General features: G+C 41.4%; 16 protein-coding genes and 1 riboswitch. Of the genes, 3 read left to right on the top strand and 13 right to left on the bottom strand.

All coding sequences use genetic code 11. The annotated features are described in order from the left end of the window. Positions 1-81: 81 nt before the first annotated feature. The 10 genes from BN1765_RS03830 to BN1765_RS03785 all read right to left on the bottom strand — a co-directional run bounded on the left by BN1765_RS03830 (position 82) and on the right by BN1765_RS03785 (position 10,775). Entirely contained in the window at positions 82-2,436 is a 2,355-nt protein-coding gene (locus BN1765_RS03830; protein WP_050613919.1) for an S-layer homology domain-containing protein, read from the bottom strand. Positions 2,437-2,855: 419 nt separating this feature from the next. Then, complete coding sequence (locus BN1765_RS03825; RefSeq protein ID WP_050613918.1) at positions 2,856-4,061, bottom strand: M20 family metallopeptidase; 1,206 nt, start codon at positions 4,059-4,061, stop codon at positions 2,856-2,858. 206 nt (positions 4,062-4,267) lie between these two features. Next, positions 4,268-5,101, bottom strand: coding sequence for a MetQ/NlpA family ABC transporter substrate-binding protein (locus tag BN1765_RS03820; protein ID WP_050613917.1), 834 nt, complete (start codon positions 5,099-5,101; stop codon positions 4,268-4,270). Positions 5,102-5,114: 13 nt separating this feature from the next. After that, entirely contained in the window at positions 5,115-5,765 is a 651-nt protein-coding gene (locus BN1765_RS03815) for a methionine ABC transporter permease (protein WP_050613916.1), read from the bottom strand. Beyond that, the gene (locus tag BN1765_RS03810; RefSeq protein WP_050613915.1) at positions 5,755-6,786 is read right to left on the bottom strand and encodes a methionine ABC transporter ATP-binding protein; all 1,032 of its coding nucleotides are present in this window, start codon (positions 6,784-6,786) and stop codon (positions 5,755-5,757) included. The genes BN1765_RS03815 and BN1765_RS03810 overlap by 11 nt, the downstream gene beginning before the upstream one ends. 103 nt (positions 6,787-6,889) lie before the next feature. Next, a riboswitch (SAM riboswitch) is annotated at positions 6,890-6,998 on the bottom strand. A 246-nt stretch (positions 6,999-7,244) separates the two neighbouring features. Then, positions 7,245-7,976, bottom strand: a complete 732-nt coding sequence (locus tag BN1765_RS03805) for an ABC transporter permease (RefSeq protein WP_050613914.1) — start codon at positions 7,974-7,976, stop codon at positions 7,245-7,247. Next, the gene (locus BN1765_RS03800; protein ID WP_050613913.1) at positions 7,973-8,707 is read right to left on the bottom strand and encodes an ABC transporter ATP-binding protein; all 735 of its coding nucleotides are present in this window, start codon (positions 8,705-8,707) and stop codon (positions 7,973-7,975) included. Before BN1765_RS03800 ends, BN1765_RS03805 begins: the two co-directional genes overlap by 4 nt. Then, positions 8,704-9,138, bottom strand: coding sequence for a helix-turn-helix domain-containing protein (locus BN1765_RS03795; protein WP_050613912.1), 435 nt, complete (start codon positions 9,136-9,138; stop codon positions 8,704-8,706). Before BN1765_RS03795 ends, BN1765_RS03800 begins: the two co-directional genes overlap by 4 nt. Before the next feature lie 234 nt (positions 9,139-9,372). Then, entirely contained in the window at positions 9,373-9,903 is a 531-nt protein-coding gene (locus BN1765_RS03790) for a DUF4269 domain-containing protein (protein WP_050613911.1), read from the bottom strand. A 23-nt stretch (positions 9,904-9,926) separates the two neighbouring features. Further along, on the bottom strand, positions 9,927-10,775 hold the full coding sequence (locus tag BN1765_RS03785; RefSeq protein ID WP_050613910.1) for a pyridoxamine kinase: 849 nt from the start codon (positions 10,773-10,775) through the stop codon (positions 9,927-9,929). 255 nt (positions 10,776-11,030) lie between these two features. Between BN1765_RS03785 and BN1765_RS03780 the strand changes: the two genes are divergently transcribed. Beyond that, positions 11,031-11,570 carry an ECF transporter S component gene (locus tag BN1765_RS03780; RefSeq protein ID WP_050613909.1) on the top strand — a complete coding sequence of 180 codons (540 nt, stop codon included), beginning with the start codon at positions 11,031-11,033 and terminating at the stop codon, positions 11,568-11,570. 584 nt (positions 11,571-12,154) lie between these two features. Here the strand turns inward: BN1765_RS03780 and BN1765_RS03770 are convergent. Both BN1765_RS03770 and BN1765_RS03765 read right to left on the bottom strand, forming a co-directional pair. Continuing rightward, entirely contained in the window at positions 12,155-12,721 is a 567-nt protein-coding gene (locus BN1765_RS03770; protein ID WP_050613907.1) for a GNAT family N-acetyltransferase, read from the bottom strand. Positions 12,722-13,017: 296 nt separating this feature from the next. Further along, positions 13,018-13,872, bottom strand: a complete 855-nt coding sequence (locus tag BN1765_RS03765; protein ID WP_050613906.1) for an alpha/beta fold hydrolase — start codon at positions 13,870-13,872, stop codon at positions 13,018-13,020. 180 nt (positions 13,873-14,052) lie between these two features. Here BN1765_RS03765 and BN1765_RS03760 point away from each other — a divergent pair, with 180 nt between their 5' ends. Continuing rightward, the gene (locus BN1765_RS03760) at positions 14,053-14,502 is read left to right on the top strand and encodes a MarR family winged helix-turn-helix transcriptional regulator (RefSeq protein WP_050613905.1); all 450 of its coding nucleotides are present in this window, start codon (positions 14,053-14,055) and stop codon (positions 14,500-14,502) included. A gap of 297 nt (positions 14,503-14,799) precedes the next feature. Here the strand turns inward: BN1765_RS03760 and rlmD are convergent, their stop codons facing one another. After that, entirely contained in the window at positions 14,800-16,170 is a 1,371-nt protein-coding gene (gene rlmD / locus BN1765_RS03755; protein ID WP_050613904.1) for a 23S rRNA (uracil(1939)-C(5))-methyltransferase RlmD, read from the bottom strand. Positions 16,171-16,370: 200 nt separating this feature from the next. Here rlmD and BN1765_RS03750 point away from each other — a divergent pair, with 200 nt between their 5' ends. Then, positions 16,371-16,742, top strand: coding sequence for a hypothetical protein (locus BN1765_RS03750; RefSeq protein ID WP_050613903.1), 372 nt, complete (start codon positions 16,371-16,373; stop codon positions 16,740-16,742). The last annotated feature ends 31 nt before the right edge of the window (positions 16,743-16,773 follow it).

Genomic DNA, 16,773 nt, shown 5'->3' with positions numbered 1-16,773 from the left:
AGCGTTGTAGAAAGCTTGAATAACAAATATGTTTAAAGCAAAGCCCAACCACTAAAGCGGTTGGGCTCATAGTACATTTTTTTATATTGGAAGATACTCATCTTGTTCTTTCATTAGTTCAAACAAACGATCGATCTCTTCCATTTCAGATTCTGAGACAATGTTTGGATACCCTTCTATTAAATGGCCAAAGCCTTCTTGTCGGAGAAGATTTATAACTAATTGCTTAATAGGTTGTTTTTCTTTCACTAAGTAATTTGTCTTTGTCGTAATCATTTGGTCGAAAACGTTACTTCTCGGCAGACCAACTTCTCTAAATATTTGCTGTGATTGTAATAGATCTGCAAGTGTGAGCCATGGGTAATCGTTACCAGAGAATTTTAGACTGCCATCTACTTGGTACCATAAATCACCGTTATCTCGTACCCAACGAGGATATAAATATTCAATCGCGCCTCGTAATTCACGAGCTGTCTTTAAATACACCTCTTGCTTCGTTGATTTATACGTTTCTAACAAGAACTTCATCTCACCTAAAGCATGATTTAAAGAAACATGTGTTATTTTACTGCCTGGTGCATAATAATCCGCTATTAAGTGTGTTGATGCCGTAATCTTAATGACATTTCCAATTTCCTTTTGCTTCACTAGAAAATCGGCATATACTCTATTTGAATCTGCTAATTGCTGGATTCCCAATAAATCTCCCGCATTTTTCAAGAATAATGCTGTATTTTCATTATGTCTAGTATCAATATAAGGTGCTGTTGTTCCATATGATTTCTTCAACCATGTACTCGTGTATTCGGTTTTGAAGACCGGAATCTCTCCCTTATACAAAGCTCCGTTAGAAAATACATCTAGATCAGCGATTGAATTCACAACAAGATCATAAAAATATCTCTCTTTAGACCCTTTATACGCTGTTAAATAAATGCCGCCTTGGACTTTGCCAAGATTTCTTCCGAAGCCCATTTTATACCCCGGTTCTATAGACCACGGCAACTTTGTATATGGACCGTCAGCTGTATACCAGCTATTTAATGATTCAAATTCTAACACACTCTTTTTAAACCAATAATCCACATAATTCTGTTGTTGGAACAGCTTCTCGTTGGATAGCAACACCCAACTTTCCGAAATCATTTTACTTGTGACCTTCATATTCAAGCTTACGGATAAAGTTTTATTATTACTATTCAAATCTGTTTTTAAGCTTTCATATTCCTCTTTAAATTCACGAATAACTGATTTCTGGTTGTTAGGATAGGCTTGTTGGCGTTGAACAGATGTATAGTTCTTACTTAACATTAGACTTTTCACCGTTTGGTCAGCCATGACAATATCGAGCATTCCAATAGGATGCGATGTAGGATTTACTCCGAACGTAGGGTTATGTTCCTGATTGACCTTTCCATATTGATCAATCCTTTGCATTCTTGTCCGTTCTACTCCTTGGAATGGAAGGATAATAGATGCAGTGTAATTATTATTGCCATTATGGATAAATTTAGTGAATATAAATGTATCACCATTATCAAGACGGCGAAGGGTTAATCGAAACGACCCTAACGGATTCTGTGCATTCCCAAGATGATAATCATAATGGTAGTCCGTTGAACGGATATGTACTACTTTGCTCTTCTTAATATACGTTAATGGCACGCCGGCATTATTCATCTTTATTCGAACATCATTGCCGTCCCCTAAAGGAACTTTAATCTCAGATGAGGTAATATTACTAGCATTGCCCGGTTCTTTCGATTGTATTGGCGGGACTTGCGTTGAACTATTATCATCTGGATTTAATAGATTCAGAACATCTAACATGCGATAAATGAAAACGGCTGATTGCGCCCGTGTTGCCGTTGCACTAGCTTCGATTTTATTATCGTTTGTCCCTAAAATAATCTTATAATATGCCATTCTACTTATTGATTCTTTTGCATATTTCGGAATTTGATTTTGATCCACAAAGTTAAGGGGAGCTGTCTCCACATAACTTCCTTTTATTTGCATAGCACGGTCTATCATGACAGCTGCATCTGCTCTAGTAATATTCTGATTTGGATGTGCATAGCCGTCAAGCGTGCCTTGAATAATCCCAGCTTGTTTAGCAGCTGATATTTCTTTATATAATTTACTGGTTTTACTTACATCTTTAAAATTGCTCGTTCCTTCCGGCAAATCTAATGCACGAACAAGAAATGCCACAAATTGGCCTCTTGTTACAACCGCATTAGGCCTAAATGTGCCATCTTCATAACCTGAAATAATTCCTTGCTGAACAAGGGCCGTTATTTCTTTTTTTGCCCAATGGTGATCAATATCCTTAATAGCACCTGCTTGAGCAGAAAGCGATGGAATCATAACTTGGAATAACATAACTAAAGCGATCATACAAGCGATTACTTTTTTACCCATTTTCCTTATCATTATACCTCCATAGTGTTATTTGATTGTTCAATTGTTCACAAATATACATATATTACATGTAGAAACGGCATGAAACACAGAACAGCCAATGGTTAGTATAACATACCAACATCCATATTCATTTGTGAATTTTGAAACATTAAGCTATTCTAAAACGAAAAAATTGCTGACTTAGACACAATTCAGAAACGGCAATCAACTGTATGTCCATAAAAAGGAGACCGGCCACAAGACCAATCCCCTCAGAAATGACTGTCCAAGTCAAAAGATAAAGTGAAACGTTACTCGGTGGGAGTTTTCATTCATCCCCCACCGATTATTAAATGAACCAATCGGATTCTTTCCGGCGCTCTGAAATGCCTAGCATTGTCTCGGGAAAAGACTTCGAAATACCCTGAAACAGAGCCGGCCATACAGCATCACCGATTTGCCTCTTCTTTCCGCACCACAAATTCTTCTTTGATGGCAGCCAATAACTGCGGTTCATCAGCCAACTTGTACGCCGTCAATGCCAAAGCTTGAGCTCCCTTGATAAGGGCTGCGTCGCCTTGTTCCGACTTGGCCGCTTCACGGAAAGGAACAGTATGCGCAATCAGGTCATCCGCTCCGATTTTGATGTATGGATGGATGGTCGGCACCACTTGGCTGATGTTCCCCGCATCCGTAGATCCGATGCCTCCATCTCTTTCTGCATCGACCTTTTCGCCTAAGCTTTCGATCGTTTCCTTGAACACCTGGTCGAAGGCTGTGTTCACCAGAAGATTATCGACTTGATTCTGGAAAGCAATGATGTTTAGTCTGGCTCCTGTCGACAGTGCTGCTCCTTCGGCGATTGCTTTGACCCGCTTTGTGATGCTGTCAAGGCGTTTTCTTGTGGATGCCCGGATATAAAATCGTGCCTTGGCATACTCCGGAATGATATTCGGAGCATCTCCGCCATGTGTGATAATGCCGTGGATGCGGACATCTTCAGGGACATGCTGCCGAAGGGCATTGATGCCGTTGAACAATTGAATGACCGCATCGAGGGCATTGATCCCTTCATGAGGAGCCGAGGATGCATGGGCTGGTTTGCCGATATATTCAAAATCGAGAGGATCGACTGCCAAGGAAGAAGACGTCAGCTTCGTTTGGCCGGAAGGATGAATCATCATCGCCGCATCAATCTCTCCCAATAAACCATGTTTGACGAAGCTTCCTTTCGCGCTTCCGTTCGGTCCCCCTTCCTCAGCAGGCGTCCCCAGCACAACAGCTTCCCCGCCCACTTCGTCGAGCACCTTGCTGAAGGCAATGGCCGCCGCCACACTCATGGTGCCGATAATATTATGGCCACACGCATGACCGAGTCCGGCCAATGCATCATATTCCGCCAAAAAGGCAATGGCCGGACCCGGCTTGGATGCTTTCTTTCGGGCAAGGAACGATGTTTCGTGGCCCGCCACCGCTTTCTCAACCGAAAATCCCTCTTCTTTCAGCAAAGCCGTCAATAGCTCCGAGGCGAATACCTCTTCATTCCCGATTTCAGGATGTTCGTGGATGGCATGGCTTGTTTTTATATATACTTCTCTCTTCGCTTCTATTTGCTGTATGATTTGTTCCCTTATTCCGGATTGCACTTCAATCATCCTGATTCCTCCTTATGCAAATCAATAATGCCCCGGAGTTATGGCAGTGAAAAGTTGTCGGGCTTGCCCGAACCCCCCATTCCATTTTTTATCCTCCGGAGATCTTGCCTTTATTTAAGCGGGAGTTTTGCCCTCACCACTGAATCGCATTTCAGCCTTGCGCTCATTTCGCTACTTATAAAAGTAAAAGAGTTAAGTTACATGATTCACCAGCCGATTTCATTCAATGGAACGAATGTCGGAATGAGATTGCCGTCGTATTCCTTTTCAATAAACTTCTTCGTTCCTTCCGTTTGATAGAGTTCCGCTATTCTCTTTAACGTTTTATTGTCTTTATCTTTCTGGTTTACGGCGATGATATTGATGTAATCGGTAGCCGTTTCATCTTCATGATAAATGGAACCCTTCGTAGGATTCAGCCCGGCATCATTGGCGATGCCATTATTGATGACTGAAGCCGCAACATCCGGCAATACACGCGGTGTCTGCGCAGCTACGACAGGAATGATTTTCAAGTTTTTCGGATTCTCTACAATACTTTCAACAGAGCCTAGTCCATCGAAGCCCTCTTCCAATTTAATCAAGCCTGCTTCCTCCAATAATAGGAGAGCCCTGCCGGTATTCGAAGTATCATTCGGGACAGCTATTTTCGCTCCATCCGGGATATCTTCTACCTTTTTATATTTTTCCGAAAAAATGGCCATTGGCGCAATCACCGTCGTGGCAATCGGCACTAGATCCAATTTATGTTCTTTGATGAATTGGTCGAAATAAGCGACGGTCTGGAAGGCGTTGGCATCCAGTTCCCCTTCTGCCAGAGCTGTATTCGGCTGCACATAATCACTGAATTTGACGATTTCAATCTTGATTCCTTCCTTCTCTGCTTCCTTCGCTACGTAATCCCAAATCCGTGTATCTGTCCCGCTCACACCGAGTTTGATTTCCTTTTTTTCCTCTTCGGCGGATGTTTCTCCGTTAGAGCATGCTGCCCCAAAAATCGCCAATAGGCCTATAATTGCTATGAACCATATTTTTTTCATGATGACCCCTCCATTAACGTCTTCTGATTTTTTTTGATGAAAAATTGCCCAATGATTGTAAGCCTTGAACAAGGACCACAAGAATTACGACCGTGATTACCATTGTCGTTGTATCAAAACGTTGGTAGCCATACGTAATGGCAAGATCGCCGATTCCTCCGCCGCCAACCGCCCCTGCCATTGCCGATGCTCCGACCAGGCCGATGGTGGCAATTGTGAACGTAAGGACCAGTGAGCTTAATGCTTCAGGAATCAGAAATCTAAAAATAGTCTGGAACGGTGTTGCCCCCATCGCATCTGCAGCCTCAAGCACTCCCTTATCAACCTCAAGCAAGGAATTTTCGACGAGGCGGGCAATATACGGCCCAGCGTAAAAGACGAGCGGCACAACCGCAGCAGCCGTTCCGATCGACGTATTGACGATGGCTCTTGTAATCGGGATAATCGCCACCATCAAAATGATGAACGGGATCGAGCGCAGAATATTGATAATACCGTTCAAAATATGGAAGACCACTGTCTGCTCCAGCAAATGTCCCTTTCGTGTCACCACGAGCAGCACACCTAATGGCAGCCCGATGATGGTCGAAAACAAAAGCGAGAAAGCGACCATTTGGATGGTTTCAATAAGCGCTTCAATGATTTGTTCTGAGTTAACCAGCATGTCTCGCCACTTCCTTTATTTTGATTTCTTTTTCGCGGATATAAGCTAATGTCTTCTGAATTTCCGTGTCCGTCCCCCTGAATTCGACAATCATATTTCCAAACGGTGTGCCCTGCAGCTCTGTGATATTGCCGAACAAGACGTTGACATCGAGCCCGAACCGTTTGGATATATCGGATATGAGCGGTTGCCCGGTCGATTTTCCGATGAAATTGATCTTGTAGATTGGATGGCTTCCACTTCTGTCCTCGGTCAGCTCATGGACATGTGCCGGAATATGGTCATGGATGACTGTACCGACAAAGTTCCGGGCCGTCTCTGTCTTCGGCGACGAGAAGACCTCGAACACGGTACCTTCCTCAATCATCCTTCCCTTTTCCATAACCGCCACCTTGTCGCAGATTTCCCTGATAACCGCCATTTCGTGGGTGATGATTAAAATGGTGATGCCGTATTCCTTGTTGATCCTCTTCAGCAACTGCAGGATGGAGCTTGTCGTTTGAGGATCCAATGCGGAAGTTGCTTCATCACAGAGGAGGATGGACGGCTGGGTAGCTAAGGCCCTTGCAATTCCAATCCTTTGTTTCTGCCCTCCCGACAATTGGTCCGGGTAAGCGGCTGCCTTATCGGATAACCCGACGAAATCAAGAAGCTCATCCACCCTTGCCTTTATCTGCTCCTTCGGTACCTTCAGCAATTTTAGCGGCATCGCCACATTGGCAAACACGGTCTTTGAATTTAAGAGGTTGAAATGCTGAAAAACCATGCCAATTCCTTTTTTGATCGAGCGTATTTGTTTCGGCGTCAATCCTGTCAAATCATGTCCATCCACGATCACCTTCCCTGCACTCGGTCTTTCAAGATTGTTCACGCACCGGATCAATGAACTCTTCCCTGCCCCGCTGAAGCCGATGACGCCGTAAATTTCTCCTTTTTTAACTTCAAGGCTGACCCCATCAAGTGCTTTGACCTGTCCTTGGCCGCCACCGTAAATTTTTGTAACATTCTGAAATTTAATCATGTCACACTTCCCTCCCTATACTCCTTGCTGCCATCATGCAAAAAACCCCTCTTCCGGAAAAAAGAAGAGGGGTTTACTTATAGACATGCAAAGTAAGATGCTCTTCTTATCTTCCAAGACAATGCTTGCTGGATTTGGCACAGTTCCCTTCATAAAGAAGTTCCGCTGCCGAGGCTTCAAAGGGCCAGTCCCTCCACCTCTCTTGATAAGAATCGGTAATATGTAGTTGTTGTTTCTTTTTAAATTATGTTTTCTAATATATTCTATAAACAGATGGCTGTCAATGAATTTTTAGAATTTTTTGTTCACTTGGTTGCATAAGCAGAAACCAAAAACCTTTCTTTACTTCTTCCTTTGCCAGTCCAAACAGAACGGAACTGTCCTAAAAATGTCATCTAATTATTTTTAGAACAGCCAATCATATCGTTCAATATTCTTTTAACAAAGGGCATACGGAATCAATCAGCTTGCATTTTCTTTTTAAAAACAATAATCGCAAGCACCGATAAGACGATGCTGTAACCAAGAACCCACCATATATGAGGAAAAATGCCGCCATATTCACCAGCAAGGGCAGCTTTCCCCATATCAACCGCATGTACAAATGGCAAAGTATAAGCAATGTCTTTGAAAAGACCTCCGACCAGGTCTAAGTCAAACCATACACCCGAGAGCCAAGCCGATAAGTTAGTTAAAAGTGCTCCGCATACACCGACAGCGGCTTTTTCACTTAATAGTGTCCCGCATAACAGACCGATTCCGATAAAAATCAGAGAAGTCGGGATCAGCAAGGCAATGGCCGCAATGATGGAAACAGAAATAGATAGCCCTATGAAAACAGCAACAATATAACATACAATGCCCTGCAATATGGACATCACAAGTAAAGGTAAACCGTATCCGATTATATAGTCTTTTGATGTCATTGGAGTTGTGAAAAGCCTTGTTAAAAACGAACTTTCCCTGTCTTTGGATAAGATTTGTGCTGTAAAAAGGGCCATAAAAGACAGGCCAAACACCGCTATTCCAGGTGTCAATGCAGCAATGTTAAAAAGATCGACCGGGATGCTGCGATTAATCACGGATAAAAGGAGCAGCAGAACAATTGGAAACACCAGGCCCAAAAAAACCGATAACGGATCCCGCACTATTTCTTTTGTCGTTCTGTCCGCAAACACTAGCATTCTCATCTAGCCTCACCTTCCGTCACAAAGTAAATGAACGCATCCTCAAAACTAGCTGTTTTAGACTGTTCTATAAGCTTCTGCACTGAACCGATGGCTTTGATTTGCCCATTCTTCATTATGCAAATGCGGTCTGATAGCACCTCTGCTTCTTCTAAATAATGTGTCGTTAATACAATCGTTGTTTTTTCCTTCACCTTTTTTATTAATGCCCATAACTCGCGTCGTCCTAAAATATCGAGCCCAAGCGTCGGTTCATCCAAAAATAAAATGCCGGGCTCACTGATTAACGCCATTGCGATGCTCAGTTTACGTTGCCAGCCACCGGATAACGTTTTGCTGCGCTGTTTTTCATAAGGTTGCAGTGAAAACTGAGCAATCAGTTCATCTGTTTTTATTTTCGTTTTCTCTTTGTTGAAGCCGTGTATTCCGGCCATCAACTCTAAATTTTCACGTACGCTTAAATTTGGAGCAATCGCAGTTTCCTGTGGTGATACAGAAATAGATTTACGCACTTGTTCCGGATGCTGTGTAATACTTTCACCTAATAATGTTGCTTCACCGCTCGTTGGTTTTGTTAAGCAAGAAAGCATCTTGATCAGTGTCGTTTTGCCGGCCCCATTTACACCCAGCAGGCCGATCAGCTCCCCTTCCTTTATAGAGAAAGACACGTGATCGACAGCATTTTTTGTGCCATATGTTTTTGTTAAAGAGTTTATTTTAATGGCAGTATTCATTTATCTCCCTCCAAATCAAAAGAAGATTTAACCATATGAAAAAAACTATTCATCATCTGTTCCGGGATAATGGCAAGTCCGCGATCTTCATCTCCAACGATAATAAGCTTATCGCCTGCATGAAAATTAAATAAATCTCGTGCTTTTTTAGGAATGACGATTTGACCGCGCTCCCCTAAAGTTGCTATTCCGAAAAAATGTTTTCCTTTCGGAGGAACACCCAGTCCCGCTACTTCACCTTCGTACTTAACTAGATTATCCAGTGTAACATTGTAAAGCTTTGCGAGTTCAATACAATATTGAATATCAGGAGTTGACTCACCCTTTTCCCATTTTGCAACCACCTGACGTGATACATTCAAATGATTCGCCACTTCTTCTTGAGTGAGTTGATGGTGCATACGCAGTTGTTTAATATTCATATTAATCATACTTTTCACACCTCCTACTTAAAATTATCGGCTTATGAAAAGCAATTGTCTATCAATGATCGTTTACTTAGATGTTACAATTCATTCCGTTGTATAATTTTTTTGCTAAAAAGAGTCTTCTCAGTTTAATAGGCGGCTTCGGTATGGACCTAGCAAAAAAAACGGAACCTTTTTAGGAACCGTTCTTTTCAATGATTATGCAATATAGTATGTACTCCCTTTACAATAAAGGAATTATATTATCCCCATATATCTTCCGTAAGCCAACAGACTCTCATAAGAATCTCCTTTTAACCCCAACACTTTACAGAAGGCTGGCTCTGTTTTATACCCTTGTTTTTTAAGATATATGACATCATTTCTCATGTTAGGGAACCGCTTCATGACGGCGTTTACAATCATCATATGAAGATAGGCATATTGTTCTTTGACAGGCTGAGGTTGGCCAAATAATTCAAATTCGAATCCTTCAAAAATGAAATTTACTTTGACAACCGGGACTTCTCTGATTAAAAGTCTCTTTATTTTAAAATTTTCTTTATTGCCATATAGCATTTCTACTTTCTCCATAAATCTCTCGAAATCGGAAACCTCCATGATTAGATCCAAGTCGGACCCGGCAATGTCTATTCCAATCGGGATTGTACCGCAAAGAACGGGATTATATTCGGCCAAGCTTTCCATGATTCCCAAATTTTTAATGGCTTTATAAGCAAGAATCTGTTTTTCATTCCCTAACGCCAAATAATCTATATCATCAAACAAGCAATCTACTCCAAAAATTAAGGTTATAATAACATTCCCAAAAACGTTTCGAAGTTGACTCCCTCTCTTTGAGGAATTTGCTCCAAGGATGTATCCGCAATGGCTTTGGCCAGAAATTCCTCCGCAAGCCGGATAGACTTTTCTAGATCGTCTCCCCGCATTAGGCTTCCCATTATGACAGAGGCGAATAAATCACCTGTGCCAGAATAGCCTTCACCATTATACGGCATTGCGCTATACAAGGTTTTATTCCCATCCACATACATATTGCCGATCAACTGTTGATTGGTATGTGCTGACGGCGGATTTACGCCAGTAATGATTACCTTAGCTTTCGTTTCTTGTTGCAATGTCTTGCCTGCTTCTTCTAATGCTTTAATAAAATCTCTTTCATCTGAATAACTATGTAGTTTTTCATAAGATAATCCGGTTAATAGGCAGCACTCCGTTACATTCGGTGTAATCACATCTGCACATTTCACCAGCTCTCTCATTCGCACTAGTAAATCTTCCGTAAAAAGTTTATAGGCTTCCCCTGCGTCCCCCATTACCGGGTCAACAAGCAAAACAGTTTCTTTTGTATGAAATCTATCTAAAAAACGAAAAATATGATCAATCTGCTCTCGGCCAGTTACAAAGCCAGTGTAGATCCCATCAAAGGTTACCTGAAGCTTGCTCCATTCCTCTTCGAAATAGTGCATTTTAGATGTGAAATCTTCACAAAAGAAACTTGGAAACCCTGTCTGTGCTGATAATATAGCAGTCGGTAAAGGGCATGCCTGCACCCCCATAACCGAAAGAACCGGAATCGCGGCTGTTAATGAACATTTTCCAAAGGATGATAAATCCTGTATGACAGCGACTTTTTTCATAATAACCTCCATAAAATCTATCCAACTTACACTTTTTTCATATTACCATGAATGAAAAAATGAAGAAAATGGCCATATTTAAGTGCTCACTAAATCTTCTCGCAGTTCTCTTGTTCCATAATGGAAACGGGAGTTTTAGCGCCAGTTAGAACGGGGCAATCTGACCCCATCGTTTTTTAATAAATTGACCCTTTTTGATATATCAGTTTTTTGCTAAAGTAATCCGTACATTCTATTGTTAGGAGGTTTATTGATTTGCAAAGTACACAAACTTATTCCAAGTCACGTCAACAAACTCTTGATTTAATTATTACCGCCATGTTAGTTGCACTTGTTTTTGTTTCTACCGTCTTTATAAACATCAAACTGCCAATCACCGCAAATGGCGGATTAGTTCATCTGGGAACTGCAATGCTTTTTATTGCCTCTCTTTTATTCGGCCCTAAGAAGGGGGCTCTTGCCGGTGCAATTGGAATGGGATTATTCGATCTACTTGGAGGTTGGGCAATCTGGGCACCTATCACTATTCTTGCGCGCGGCTTGCAGGGATACATAGTCGGTAAAATTGCTTGGTCAAATGATCGCAAAGGTACCAGCCTTGCTCTAAATTTAACGGCAACCATTGTTTCAATTCCATTTATGGTAGCCGTTTATTACTTTGGTGAGGTAGTTCTGTACGGTAATTGGATTGCACCCTTAGCTTCCATACCTGGAGATCTCCTACAAAATGCATTGGGCGTTCTAATTGCCGTGCCTGTTTGTGTAATGTTAAAAAAAGTTCCTTACTTTAAGTAATAACCACTTCTTAAGGTGATCCATACATAGTAAAAAACGAATTCCACTAACAGAATTCGTTTTTTACTAATCACTATAACCAACCAAGTGACCGCTTCACCATATGTAGAGGGTATGAGGGAACATATAAGTGTTGGTGGGTTCATTATAGAAACACGATTTTTATTTAAGAAGGAATCCATTCTTTTTTCTTCAACAAACGCGCCGTTAAGCTACATTGTTTTTGAGAAAGTACGTAGGAACTAGTAAGTCCTTCAGAAGTTTTTTAGCTAAGTGCATTATTTATTCTCTTTTTAATTAAGATATAGAGCGAGATTAAAAATGCACAGATTGTAAGAAACCATGTTATAAAAAATGAGATGCCTAAACCAATATTTGCATCTTCATATTGAACGATTTTATGATTAATTACTCCATAAACAACAGGACTAGCGATCATTAAATAGATAAAAGATGCGAAAATAAACGGCATTTTTCCCTTCTTACCGGTATTTTTAAAGTAAATAATAAAGGGAATGACCAATATAATTAAAGTGATTAGTAAGATAGTAGTCAGGAACATGTCACGTACACCTCCCTATCTATTACTCCTTTTTTTCGGAATTTACATACTCATCTTTTAGTATGGAGTAATATGCACTATCTACTAGTTCACCTTTTATCATTTCGCTTTTACGAAGGATCCCTTCACATTTCATACCTAAGCGGCTCAATACTTTTCCAGAAGCATTATTCTTAACCTCATGTGCTGCATATACGCGCTCTAATCCCAGTACATCGAAGGCTAATCCTAGTATTAGTTTTCCAGCTTCCGTCATGTAGCCATTACCCCAAAAATGTCTATTTAATGTAAAACCTAGTTCTCCACTTTTATTCCATTCATGCACTCTGAACTCGATAGCGCCAACCATTTTATTGCTTTCTTTTAAAACAATTGCATATTTGCCGATAGACTCTTTTATAAAATAATTAGCAATTAGATTTTTAGTTTGGTTCAAATCTTTATGTGGTGCATAAAGAAATCGTGTCGTTTCTTCATCCGATGTATATTCATACATATCTTCAGCATCATCAAGCGAAACCGGACGTAATAGGATACGTTCCCCTTCCATTTGACTGTGTTTAACTATTAAAAGGTTTAAATTGCTCATGTTCTCTCCTTAATTTGTTTTCCAAATTTAGTATTTTTTACTAATTAATACTAACACAAATAAATTATTTAGAATAGTTAGATTTTATTATATATCTCATCTAAGCGGGATTGAGGCATTTTTTAATTCCTGTTACATGAAAGCCCCGTTAAGCTTCATCATGCTTTATTTCCATCTATTCGTTGTGCAATATGGGATATTTACTAAAAAAATGTCGGCGTTTACACATGGCCAACTTCTTATTTCAACAACTTGAAGGCACGCTATTGCGTGCCTTTATTGTTTACGTTAAGCAATTATTTAGCAATTGATTCAGTAGTTTTCAAGAATTGAACAAGTTCCGCATTGAACTCTTCGGCATGTGTTACGTTAAAACCATGCGGACCTCCTTTAATCACAACAAGTTGACTGTTAGAAATGCGTTCATGTGCCTTCTGTCCACTGATTTCAACCGGAACGATTGCATCTGAATCACCATGAAGAATCAATGTCGGCACGTCAAACTTATCTAAATCGCCACGGAAATCTGTTTGGCTAAATGCTGCAATACAGTCAAGAGTGCCCTTTGGTGAAGCAAATGCTGCAATGTCGCGATTGTATAATCGGAATTCTTCGCTCACTAAATCCGTTCTATCCCCAGAAGCGAAGAAGTTAGTTGTAAAGTTATCCAGGAATGCAATTCGATCTGCCTTCACGCCATCTTGTAAGCCTGTGATTGTGGCATCGTCAAATCCGCCGTCCGGATTATCTGCAGACTTGTAAAGGTATGGTGGTACTGCTCCTGCCAATACGGCTCTTGATACACGATCCGTTCCATAGGTGCCGATATAACGCGCAACCTCACCGCCACCCATCGAGAATCCAACCAACGTCACGTCTTGAAGATCCAAATGAGTAATCAGTTTGTGCAAGTCCGCCGCAAATGTATCATACTCATAACCATTCCAAGGCTGTGAGGACTGCCCGAATCCACGTCGATCATACGTAATAACACGGTAACCAGCCTCCACTAATACTGGCACTTGTTTTTCCCAAGACCTTCCGCTAAGTGGCCAACCATGAATTAATACAACCGGTTTTCCAGATCCTACATCCTCGAAGTGAAGTTCAATAGGTGCACCATTTTCAAATCCAACTGTAATATTACTCATTTTAAATTCCCCCATATTCATATTTTATATTTTGCGAAATTGTATTGTGCAAAATATATTCGGTATGTTTATATTACCTCCCCTTCAAAATATTGTCAACGATTAAATTGTGCAAAATATATTTTTCTCCGGAAGCATGGTAAGATGTTAAAGAACAATACTATTGATTGAGGTGTAATCATGGAGAACAACCCACATAATCTAAATTTAGAGGATCACTTATGTTTCTCATTGTATGCCTGTTCAAGAGCTATTTTACGACTTTATCGCCCTTACCTAGATGAACTGCAACTAACTTACCCACAGTATTTGGTCTTAGTTACGTTATGGGAGAAGGAACAGCGCACAATTAAAGAGCTAGGTGAAGCACTTTATCTTGATACCGGCACACTGACGCCTCTACTCAAACGGATGGAAGCTGCCGGTCTCATCGAGCGTCATCGTGACACAGTGGACGAACGCGTTGTTAACATCCACATTACGCAAGCAGGCAAAGCGTTACAAGAGAAGGCATCATGCGTTCCGCAATCTTTATTCAATGCTTCTGGTATGAGTAAAAAGGAACTGGGGGAAATAAACAAAACCATTATGAGCCTATTACATCTGCTGAATGTAACCGCTGAGAAATAAATCCAAGCAAAGATTCTCTCACCATCAACCGCACCCCCCTTGTATTCGATTTAACAAGTGGGGTACAGGTTTCCCCTCATTACAGAAAAAACAGTTTAATCCGAATTCAAAAAAATCAACATTTAATCAATCAAGAAGTCCAGAAGGCGCCCTTTTGCTGGCGATGTACACGCAGTTGATGAAAAGATCATTGCCTTTCGTAAAAACATGGTGCTCATGCTACATCTTCCTATTGGTTCTATTTAGAACGCAAAAAAAAAGAACGAATTCCACCATCGGAAATTCGTTCTTTTTCATTTATACTAACTCCAACCAAGTGACCGCTTCAACATGCGTTGTTTGCGGGAACATATCAACCGGCTGCACTTCCATCGTTTGATAGCCGCCGTCCTCGAGTATGCGCAGGTCTCTTGCCAATGTGCCCGGATTGCAGGATACATAGACGACCTTTTTCGGTTTCATGGCAATGATGGTGTTCAATAATGCTTCGTCACAGCCTTTGCGTGGTGGATCGACCACGACTACATCTGCTTTGACGCCTTCTTTGTACAAATCGGTGATCACAGTCTCAGCCGCTCCTGTGATGAACTCAGCGTTATGGATGCCATTCAGCTTGGCGTTGCGCTCAGCATCTTTGATGGCGTCCTTGACGATTTCGATTCCGTATACTTTCTTCGCTTTTTGGGCGAGGAACAGGGAGATGGTTCCGATTCCGCAATAAGCATCGATCACTGTTTCTTCTCCTGTCAGGCCGGCATAGTCAAGCGCTTTGTCATATAATACCTTCGTTTGGTATGGGTTGACTTGATAGAAAGATTTGGCCGAAATGGCGAATTTGACATCGCCTATATAATCTGTGATGGTCGAGCTTCCGTAAATGGTCAGTGACCGGTCGCCAAGAATGACATTTGTGCGTTCTACGTTGATATTATGGACAATGCTTTTCACATTCGGGATTGTTTTGACGATATCTTTAACGATTTCATCTTTATTCGGCAACTGGCGTGTGCGAGTTACCAACACAATCATGATTTCGCCCGTTTCTTTTGCCCAACGAACCATGATATGGCGCAGCACACCGCGGTGTGTTTTTTCATCATACGGGGAAATGCCGTTATCGATGCAGATATCCCGGACTTTCAATACAATACTGTCGTCCATGGACAATTCGACGCCGCAGTTTTCCATATCGATGATATCGTGGCTGCGCTTGCGGTAGTATCCAGTAACGATTTTTCCGTTCTTTTCGCCTACCGGCACCTGTACCTTATTGCGGTATTTCCAAGGGTTGTCCATGCCAAGGACGTGGTGGACCTTTACATCCTTTAATCCGCCGATCCGTTCCATGGCGTCACGGACTTGCTTTTCCTTTGCTTTCAGCTGTCCTTCATAGCTTAGATGCAGCAATTGGGCGCCGCCGCATTCTTTATGGAGCGAACATGGGTAATCGACACGGTCCGAGCTTTGCTCGATGATTTTTTCCAAGCGGCCAAAGCCATATCCTTTATTGGCTTTTACTACACGGATAATAGCTTTTTCACCGGGCAATGCGTAAGGCACGAATAACGGATAACCATCCACCTTGGCTACGCCAGCTCCGTCCGTTGTCATATCTTCAAATGTAACAGTCAGCTGTTCATTTTTAGCGACTGGTGCGTTTTTCTTCATGTATTCTACTTCCTTTTCTATATGATGCCTCATTTTCAAGGCTTTCCTTTTACAGACTAGCATGATTTTACCACATTCAGGATTGACAATAAAGGAAGCCGGAATGTCCCGGGTGATTGAGGGGTATAAGATAAGAGAACCCTATATTCGCTTGCTCCGGTTTATTGTACACTTAAGGTACATAGGAAGAGGTGTTTTGCATGAGAAAAATACTTACAGCCCTTGTCGCAACTATTCTATTCAGTGTATTATTGCCAATCTTGCTTTATGGTTTCACTGAACTTACTTATATTCCGCTCGTCGCTCTATTGTCACTGCCTCTTTTTGTTGTATTCGGCATCCCGGCTTCCATCTTCATCGAAAAACGGAATCCGCGAAACGGCATTGTCAAATTTGTGCTTTATATTGTGGCAGGGCTTGCTTTGGGCTTGATTGGCCATCTATTTGGCCAACTATTCAACACTGACTTTGGCAACTTCAGATCAGATTTTGTCTGGTTCCTTGCCTACGGGGCCCTTGCCGGATTGATCTATTATGGTGTGACGCTGATCATCAAGCCAAAGCGCTATTAACAGCTAAAAAAAGATGAATGGAACACATGCC

The organism is Bacillus testis (assembly GCF_001243895.1).
Taxonomy (GTDB): Bacteria; Bacillota; Bacilli; order Bacillales; family DSM-1321; genus Bacillus_AD; species Bacillus_AD testis.
This window is presented reverse-complemented; position numbering and strand designations above follow the sequence as displayed.